This is a genomic window from Dokdonella sp., assembly GCF_036518555.1.
Classification (GTDB): Bacteria; Pseudomonadota; Gammaproteobacteria; order Xanthomonadales; family Rhodanobacteraceae; genus Dokdonella_A.
On the sequence record NZ_DATDMY010000194.1, the window covers coordinates 1 to 8,077 of the forward strand.

At 71.4% G+C, this 8,077-nt stretch carries 7 protein-coding genes; 1 reads left to right on the top strand and 6 read right to left on the bottom strand.

The window, feature by feature from the left end; all coding sequences use genetic code 11:
• Nucleotides 1–368: 368 nt before the first annotated feature.
• Nucleotides 369–1,802, top strand: coding sequence for a hypothetical protein (locus tag VI238_RS11095; RefSeq protein ID WP_331651286.1), 1,434 nt, complete (start codon nt 369–371; stop codon nt 1,800–1,802).
• 40 nt (nt 1,803–1,842) lie between these two features.
• Here VI238_RS11095 and VI238_RS11100 read toward each other — a convergent pair whose 3' ends face one another.
• From VI238_RS11100 to lysA, 6 genes are all read right to left on the bottom strand, one after another.
• On the bottom strand, nt 1,843–2,508 hold the full coding sequence (locus VI238_RS11100) for a cytochrome b/b6 domain-containing protein (RefSeq protein ID WP_331651288.1): 666 nt from the start codon (nt 2,506–2,508) through the stop codon (nt 1,843–1,845).
• Nucleotides 2,505–2,759, bottom strand: a complete 255-nt coding sequence (locus tag VI238_RS11105; RefSeq protein WP_331651290.1) for a YciI family protein — start codon at nt 2,757–2,759, stop codon at nt 2,505–2,507. Before VI238_RS11105 ends, VI238_RS11100 begins: the two co-directional genes overlap by 4 nt.
• A gap of 58 nt (nt 2,760–2,817) precedes the next feature.
• Nucleotides 2,818–3,678 (bottom strand): N-acyl homoserine lactonase family protein, encoded by an 861-nt coding sequence (locus VI238_RS11110; RefSeq protein ID WP_331651292.1) that lies wholly within the window; start codon nt 3,676–3,678, stop codon nt 2,818–2,820.
• A gap of 140 nt (nt 3,679–3,818) precedes the next feature.
• Nucleotides 3,819–5,183 carry a UDP-N-acetylmuramoyl-L-alanine--D-glutamate ligase gene (gene murD, locus VI238_RS11115; protein ID WP_331651294.1) on the bottom strand — a complete coding sequence of 455 codons (1,365 nt, stop codon included), beginning with the start codon at nt 5,181–5,183 and terminating at the stop codon, nt 3,819–3,821.
• Nucleotides 5,170–6,588 carry a UDP-N-acetyl-alpha-D-muramoyl-L-alanyl-L-glutamate epimerase gene (gene murL / locus VI238_RS11120; RefSeq protein ID WP_331651296.1) on the bottom strand — a complete coding sequence of 473 codons (1,419 nt, stop codon included), beginning with the start codon at nt 6,586–6,588 and terminating at the stop codon, nt 5,170–5,172. Before murL ends, murD begins: the two co-directional genes overlap by 14 nt.
• A 152-nt stretch (nt 6,589–6,740) precedes the next feature.
• Nucleotides 6,741–8,077, bottom strand: a 1,337-nt coding sequence (gene lysA / locus VI238_RS11125; protein WP_331651298.1) for a diaminopimelate decarboxylase, incomplete at its 5' end; no start/stop codon positions are given.

Here is an 8,077-nt window from a genome sequence, read left to right on the forward strand (position 1 = left end):
GCCGCAACGCAGGCCGGACCGACGAGGCGCTCCGGCCCCCTCACGCGACGACGCCCACGCGTCGGATGCGCCGCGCGCGACCGGCGCGTTTCCGCGACGACGGCCGCATCGCCGTCGATCCTCACTCCTGCACCGCACGCCCTTGCCTGCGCGCCCCGCCGCGCGCGCGGTACGGGCATTGCGCGCCGTGCGCATGGGTCCGATGCGCCGGATACGCGAAGTAAACGGATTCATCACCCTTTTGTAGTGCGCTTCCGCGCGACGCGGCGAACCATCGACGCCGACGGCGACGACCGTCCGGGCGCGCGCGTTTGCACCCCGTGCCGGTGAGGGCTGCGCGCACTGCAATCCACAGAGGGGAATCTTCGATGGTCATGAGTCAACCGTACCGGGCGCCCGCGGGTGCCTTGCTGCTCGCGCTCGCGGGCACGTTCGCCGCGCCCGCGTCGGCCACGCCACCGCGCCTGTGGCAGGCGGCCGACGCGATGCATTACCCCGGGCTGGTCCGGCAGGCGCTGCCGCTGCCCGCGGCAGCGCTCGATCCGGCGGGCCTGCCGGGCACGACCTCGGCGTGGATCGAACAGAGGGTCGTCGCGGCCGATGGCGCCGCGGGTGACCTGTTCGGCTTCCGCGTGCTCGTCGCGGGCGACACCGCGTTCGTGAGCGCGCCGGCACCGCTCGCGCGATCCGGCGCGGTCTACGTCTATCACCTCGACGGCGCCAACTGGATCGAGACGCAGCGAATCACCGCGACGCAGTCGCCGAACGCGCCGCCGAACTGGTCCGACTTCTTCGGCTGGTCGCTGTCGTTGTCGCCGGCGGGCGACCGGCTGCTCGTCGGCGCGCCGGAGATGTTCAACCCGATGTACGGGCCCGCGGGCGGCGCCTACCTGTTCGCGCGCGGCGGCGACGGCACCTGGTCGCAGGTGCAGGACTTCGCCTCGCCGGCACCGCTGACCCTGACCTGGTTCGGCCGCGCGGTCGCGCTCGCGGGCGACGTCGTGCTCGTCGGCGAACCGTCCTACAACATGAGCACCGAAGGCGGACGCGGCGCGGTGCACGCGTTCGCCGAAAGCGGCGGCAGCTGGTCGCTCGTGCAGACGATCCGCGCGAGCGACGGCCAGAACATGGACGACCATTTCTTCGGCGGCGCGATCGCGAGTGACGGCACCACCGTCGTCGTCGGCGCGCCCGGGGCCGACTATTCCTCGAGCGGCGTGTATCCGGTCGGATCGGTCTACGTCTACGCGAACGCGGGCGGCACGTTCACGGAAACGCAGAAGCTTCAGGCCGACGACGGCGCCGACGGCGACCAGTTCGGCTATGCGGTCGCGCTGTCGGGCCCGACCCTCCTCGTCGGCGCGCCCGCGGCGACGATCGCCGCCAACGTGCACCAGGGCGCTGCCTACGTGTTCGACGGCAGCGGGAGTTCGTTCGTGCAGGCGCAGAAGCTCGTCGACGACGCCGGCGTCGCCTACGACCAGTTCGGCCAGTCGGTGGCGATGCACGGCGGCGTCGCGCTGGTCGGCATGTGGAGCTACAACGACGAGCCGGGCGGTACGCCGCCGCCGCCGAAAGCGGGTCACGTCGGCATGTTTACCGCGCACGCAACGACGTGGTCGCTGGCGCAGACGCTCGCTGGCGGTCACGGCACCGACGGCGACTCGTACGGCTGGGACGTGGCGACCGACGGCGCGACCTTGCTCGTTGGCGCGGACGCCGACGGCAGCATCGCGCAATACCAGGGCGCGGCCTATTTCTACGCCAACGACTCGGTATTCGCCGACGGCTTCGACGGCTGAATCCGGCCTGCTCCGCGCACGGACGCGCGGACGCGGGTGGTCACCCCGCCTCGCCCCAGGCGACGAGTGCCCACACGGCGCCTGCGGCAAGAACGCCGAGCACGAGCGCGAGCCACGCCGGAGCGAAGCGCAGCGGTGGCGCCGCGCCCTCGCGTGCGCGTCCCGTCCACATCGGCGCAACGAGGTTCGTGCCGCGCAGCGCGTAGGCGGCGATGGCGCCGAGATGCAGCACGATCAGCGCGAGCAGCACGTAGCGGTTCCACGCATGCACGCGCGTCATGAGGGCGACGGTCGCGGCCGAGACGCGCGCGACGAGCGGGCCGTCCTCGCTGATGTCGTCGCTCGCGAACAGGCCGCTCGCCGCCTGCAGCGCGATCGATGCGAGCATCGCGACGACCGACCAGCCGCCGAGCGGATTGTGCCCGGCGGCCCGCGGCGCTTCGCCGCGCCGCAGCGCGACGAGGTAGCGCAGTACCGCGCGCGGGCCGCGCAGGAAATCGCCGAAGCGGCTCGTCTGCGAACCGGCGAAGCCCCACAGGACGCGGAACACGAGCAGCGCGAGCGTCGCGTAGCCGCAGCGGTAGTGCCACTCCATCGAGGGCCAGCCGAACTCGCCGCTCGCGTACTGCGCCGCGACGAGCAGGACGAGCGACCAATGGAACGCGCGCGTCGGCACGTCCCAGACGCGCGGGCCCGGCGCGCTCACGAGGCGTTCCATTCGTACACGGTCACGGTCGAGGCGCGCTCGCGATGCAGCGGATCGCGCTCGGCGATCGCGCGCGCGTGCGCGAGCGATTCCGCGCGCAACAGGTAGGCGCCGCCGCTCGCGTCGCCGAAACCGCCCGAGAGCTCGATGCGCTGCTCGGCGCGCAAGCCGGCGAGGAAATCGCGATGGGCGCCGACGAGGCCCACATCGAAACCAGGGTTGCGCATGACGAGCACGAGGTAGCGGTTCATGCCGCGATTTTCGCACGAACCCTCGGCGGCGAGTGTTCGCGCTTCGCACCGGCGGCGGTCAGTCGAGGTACGCCGGCGGTTTCGGCAACTTCTCGAAGTCCTCGACCGCGTGCTGGATGACGACGCGCGCGTGCGTGTTCTTCGCGATCGCCTCGATGCGGTCGATCGAAGCGAGGGTATCGGCGCGGCTCACGTTGAAGGCGGGCACGCGACGGAACGCGCGGTTGTCGAGGCTGTGGTAGAGATCGCCCGAGAGGATCACCGTGCCGCTGTTCTTCAGCCGCAGCGCGAGGACATGGTGGCCCGGCGTGTGGCCGGGCGCCTTGAGGATGCGCACGCTGCCGTCGCCGAACACGTCGTGGTCGCCGTCGATGAGTGCCTTCTTCGCCCTCTTGTAGGCACTGAACGTCGGCGGATCGTCGCCGTGCGGAGTCGGTTCGCCGGTCGCTGCCGCGAGCTCGGCCTCGTCGAGGATCCAGGTCGACGCGCCGAACAGGTTCGCGTTGCCCGTATGGTCGTAATGCATGTGCGAGAACGCGAGGTAGGTGACATCGGCGGGCGCGATGCGAAGCGTCTGCAGCTGCGACGCCAGCGTGACGGGGACCCGCAGGTGGATGCCCGATTTCTCGGATGCGAGGCCATCGGCATGGGCGGCGACCGCATCGCCGAGGCCGGTGTCCCAGAGCAGGATGCCCTTCGGATGACGGATCACGAAGCACGGATCGGCGATCTCGACGGGCTGGCCGTCGTACTCGCCGGTATCGGCGAACATGCCGAAATCCTTGAACTTCACGCGCCCGCAATCGAGCGTGTACAGGCGCAGCGCGTCGACCGGCGGCGGCGCCGCGTGCACGGCGACCAGCGCCGAACAGGCGAACGACGCCACGAGGGCGAACGGCAGGAACTTGAAGGCGGACATCGGGTCTCCCGGTCGAGTGGGGCGGCGGTATGCCTCGCACGCGCGACGGCGGACCGGACGTGGAGCATATGACAGCCCAAGGCGCGCCGAATGCCGAAGGGCGATCTCCCGACACGCAGCGCGCGGCGCGTGCCGCCGCCCTACGCGATGCCGAGGCCTTCGATGCGGCCGATCGCCGCGGGATCGAATCCGGCCAGGCGCGCGAATGCGCAGCCGCGCTCGGTGTAGTCCTTGAACTGGTCGAAACTCGGCGCGCCGGGCGAAAGCAGCACCACGCCGCCCGGTGGCGTCGCCGCGCGCGCGAGCGCGAACGCGTCGGCGAGCGTCGTCGCCGACGCGAGCGCGTAACCCCCGCCGGTCTCGCGCAGCAGCGCGGCGATGCGCGCACCGTTCGCGCCCATCGTCACGATCGCATGCGGCGGGCGCGCGCGCACCGCATCGGCGAACGCGTGCCAGTCGAGGCCGCGATCATGGCCGCCGACGAGCACGCTCACCGCGCGTCCACCCAGGCTCGCGAGGGCTTCGAGCGTCGCCTGCGGCGTCGTCGAAATGCTGTCGTCGATGTAGTCGATGCCGCCGCGCGTGCCGAGCGCCTGCAGGCGGTGCGGCAACGGCCGGAACGTCGCGATCGCCGGCGCCGCCGCGCGCGCGTCTTCGCCCATCGCCTCGACCACGGCGAGCGCGGCGCAGGCGTTGAGCGCGTTGTGCGCGCCCGGCAACGGCGATGCCGCGAGGTCGAACACGTGCTCGCCGCCGCGCAGGATGGTGCCGCCGGCGACGTGCCAGTCGCGCGCGTCGCCGAACGTGCGTCGGTCGGCGTGCGCCGCCGTGCGCGCGACGACCTCGTCGAGGCGCGCATTGACGACGAGCGTGCGCGCGACCGCCGCGAGCGCGAGCTTGTCCTCGACGTAGCGCTCGCGCGTGCCGTGCCAGTCGAGGTGCTCTTCGTAGATGTTGCTGACGAGCCCGACCTCGAGCGGGCCCGCTTCGCGCGTCTGGAAGCTCGACAGCTCGACCACCCACCAGTCCGGCGACGGTTCCGCGTCGAGCAGCTCGAGCAGCGGCAGGCCGATGTTGCCGGCGAGCGCGACGCGACGGCCGAGCGAGCGCAACAGGTGCGCAACGAGCGCGCTGACCGTGCTCTTGCCTTTCGTGCCGGTCACCGCGATCACGCGCGCGGCCGGACTCTCGGCGAACCAGAGCGCGGTGCCCGAGGTGAAGCGCGTGCCGTTGTGCTGGGCCTCGAGGATCTCGGGTCGATACGCGGGGATGCCCGGCGACTTGATCACGACGTCGTAGCTCGACAGCGTGCCCGCCGTCGGCGCTTCGGTCACGACGTGGGCGGCCGGATGCACCGCCTGGCCGTACGGCCCTTCGGCCGCGCTGCAGAACAGCGTGACCGGCTGCCCCGGCAGGCGCAGCTGCAGGGCGGCAAGCGCGGCGTGGCCTTCGCGACCGAAGCCCCAGACCGCGACGCGCCGGCCGGCGAGGTCAGCGAAGCGCATCGGCGGAACGCCCCTCGATCGGGTCCTCGACCCAGGGCCGCAGCGCGGCCGGGATGCGCGTCTCCCCCGACGGCGCGAGCAGCGGCGCGAGCGCGATCGAGCCTGCGTCGAGTTGCGGCAGGATTTCCTCGGCGAAACGCGCGACGAGCGCATCCTCGCGCCACTCCGCGCGCTGCACGAGCGCGTGCATCGCCGCGCGCGACTCGCCGCCTTCGCCGACGCACTCGAACGGCTTGTGGTCGCGGTACTCCATCAACGCGTCGAACGCGGGTGCGAGCGCTTCGTCGTCGAGCAGGTTGCGGCCGAAGATCGCGAGCAGACGCGGCTTGGGCATGAACGGCGCGAGTGCGAGGAACACGAAGTGGCACTTCGGGCATTGGCCGCACCAGCGGTCGGCTGGCTTCGGGCCGAGGATGCGGAAGTTGCGGTTGCAACTGGAGAACACGTCGTCGTAGCGCGACGTGCGCGCGAAGCGCTCGGCGACCGCGAGTTCGGACAGCGGGCGCAGCAGCGAGTAGTAATCGAGTGCGGGGGACACGAGCGCGTGCAGGCGTTCGTGCAGGCCGCGCTCGAACTCCCAACCCTTGCTCCACTGGTGGTTGACCGGTTGGCCGTCGTACTCGAGCGTCGCGCTCGACGCCGAGCGCTCGTTCGAGAACGCGATCGCATCGTAGCCGTACAGCACCGCGGCGACCGCGAGGATCGCCGAATTGATCGCGGTGACCGGGATGTGGCCGTTGTAGGCGCCCTGCCGGTTGTACTCGAACAGCAGCGGCGACAGCTCGCGGCGGATGTTCAGCGTCGGCAGGCCGGTGCGCGCGGCGCACGCGGCGATCAGCGGCGAGTTGCCGACCCACACCGCGGTCGCGTCGACGCCGGCGGCCTTGAGGATCTCGACGCTGACGAGCGAGTCCTTGCCGCCGCCGATCGGCACGAGCGTGCGCCGGGGCGATTCGCTCTCCGCGGGAGCGGGAGCTCCCGTGGGAGCAGCGGAAGCCGCGATGCGCTTCGCTCCATCGGCCGGGACCGAGGCCGCGCGCACTGGAAACCGGATCCTGCCGCGCAAATCGAGCTTGTTGTGGTACGCGAACTCGCCGAGCCCATGCAGGTAGAGCGCATCGAGGAACGCTGCGGTCGCCGCGTCGGGCAGCCGCGTCTCGACGTGCAATTCGCCCGGCACGCCGGCCTTGTAATAGCTGACCCCGGCGATGAAGTGCAGCAGGTCCAGCGCCGCGTCGAACGCGTGCACGTGCACCGGATCGATCGCGGGCGCATCGGGGAACACGATGCGCTCGACGAGTTCGTCGCCGTCGTCGAACGCGTAGACGAGTTCCACGACGCCGTCGGCGTAGCTGCGGCGGACGAAGCGGAACGCGCGCGCGGTGCGCGGACTATCGCTGCTCATCGGGTTCCTTGCTTTCAAACAATCGTCGCCCCTCACGAGCGATGGCCAATGCCGAAGGACGCCAATCCTCGCTCCGCGTCATGGGGAAAAAGGCGGCATGGTGGGGCAGCGCGAGCGAAACGCCCACCGACCACGCGTCGAGCCGTTCTCGGTCACAAGGCCACCTCCGCCGCCGGCTTGCGCAGGTTGTAGTGCGAGGCCATCACCGCGCCATAGGCGCCCGCCTGCGCGACCAACAGCACGTCGCCCTCGCGGCACTCGGGCAGTCGCCGGTTGGCGCCGAGCACGTCGCCGCTCTCGCAGATCGGGCCGACCACCTGCACCATCGTCGCGGGCGCTTCGTCGAGGCGGGTTAGGTTCACGATCTCGTGCCAGGCATCGTACAAGGCGGGACGGATCAGCGAGTTCATGCCGGTGTCGACGCCGACATAGTGCACGCCGCCCTTGCGCTTGGTCTGGGTCACGCGCGCGAGCAGCACGCCCGCATCGGCGACGAGGAAGCGGCCCGGTTCCATCCAGAGCGCGAACTGCGGATACGCCCGTTTCACTTCGGCGAGCGACTCGCCGAGCGCGTCGAGGTCGAGCGCGCGTTCGTCCGGACGCGACGGCACGCCGAGGCCGCCGCCGATGTCGAGCGACTCGATCCGGCTGAAGCCTTCGGCGAGGCTCGCGAGCTGGCCGTACACCGAGCGCCAGTGGCCGGCATCGAGGATGCCCGAGCCGAGGTGCGCGTGCAGGCCCGTGATGCGCGCGCCGCGCTCGCGCGCGAGTGCGCGGAACGCGTCGACCTGGTCGAGCGCGACGCCGAACTTCGAGGCGTCACCGCCGGTGCGCACCTTGTCGTGGTGGCCGCGACCGCTGCCGAGGTCGACGCGCAGGTGCAGCTCGCGTCCTTCGAACAGCTCGCCCCAGTACTGCAGCGGATGCAGCGCGTCGAGCGTGACGCGCACGCCGAGCGCGAGCGCCGCCGCGTACTCGTCGCGCGGCGCGAAGTTGGGCGTGAACAGGATGCGCTCCACGGCGAGCTGCGGCAGCGCCGAGCGCACGGCCTCGACTTCGGCGAGCGACACGCATTCGAACGCGAAGCCTTCCTCGTGCAACGCACGCAGGATCGCCGGATGCGGATTCGCCTTGAGCGCGTAGTGCCAACGGTCGACCGCACCGAGCGCGCGCAGCGAGCGCGCCTGCGCGCGCACCGCGTCGAGCGAATAGACGTAGCGCGGCGACGCTTCGCCCGCGAGCCGCAGCAGCGCGGTACGTTCGCGTCGCCACCACGATTCGCGCGGCGCCTTGGCCGGTTCGCCGAGCTCGCGCCAGCTCGGTCCGAACACGGCGCCGTCCTCGACGCGCAGCGCGTCGGCACGGATCAGCAGCGCGTGCAGGCGCGGGATGAGGTCGTCGGCGAGCGATTCGTCGACGACGAAGGTGAGGTTGAGGTTGTTCGACGACTGGCTGATCAGGTGCACGTCGAGCGCGCCGAACTCGGCCA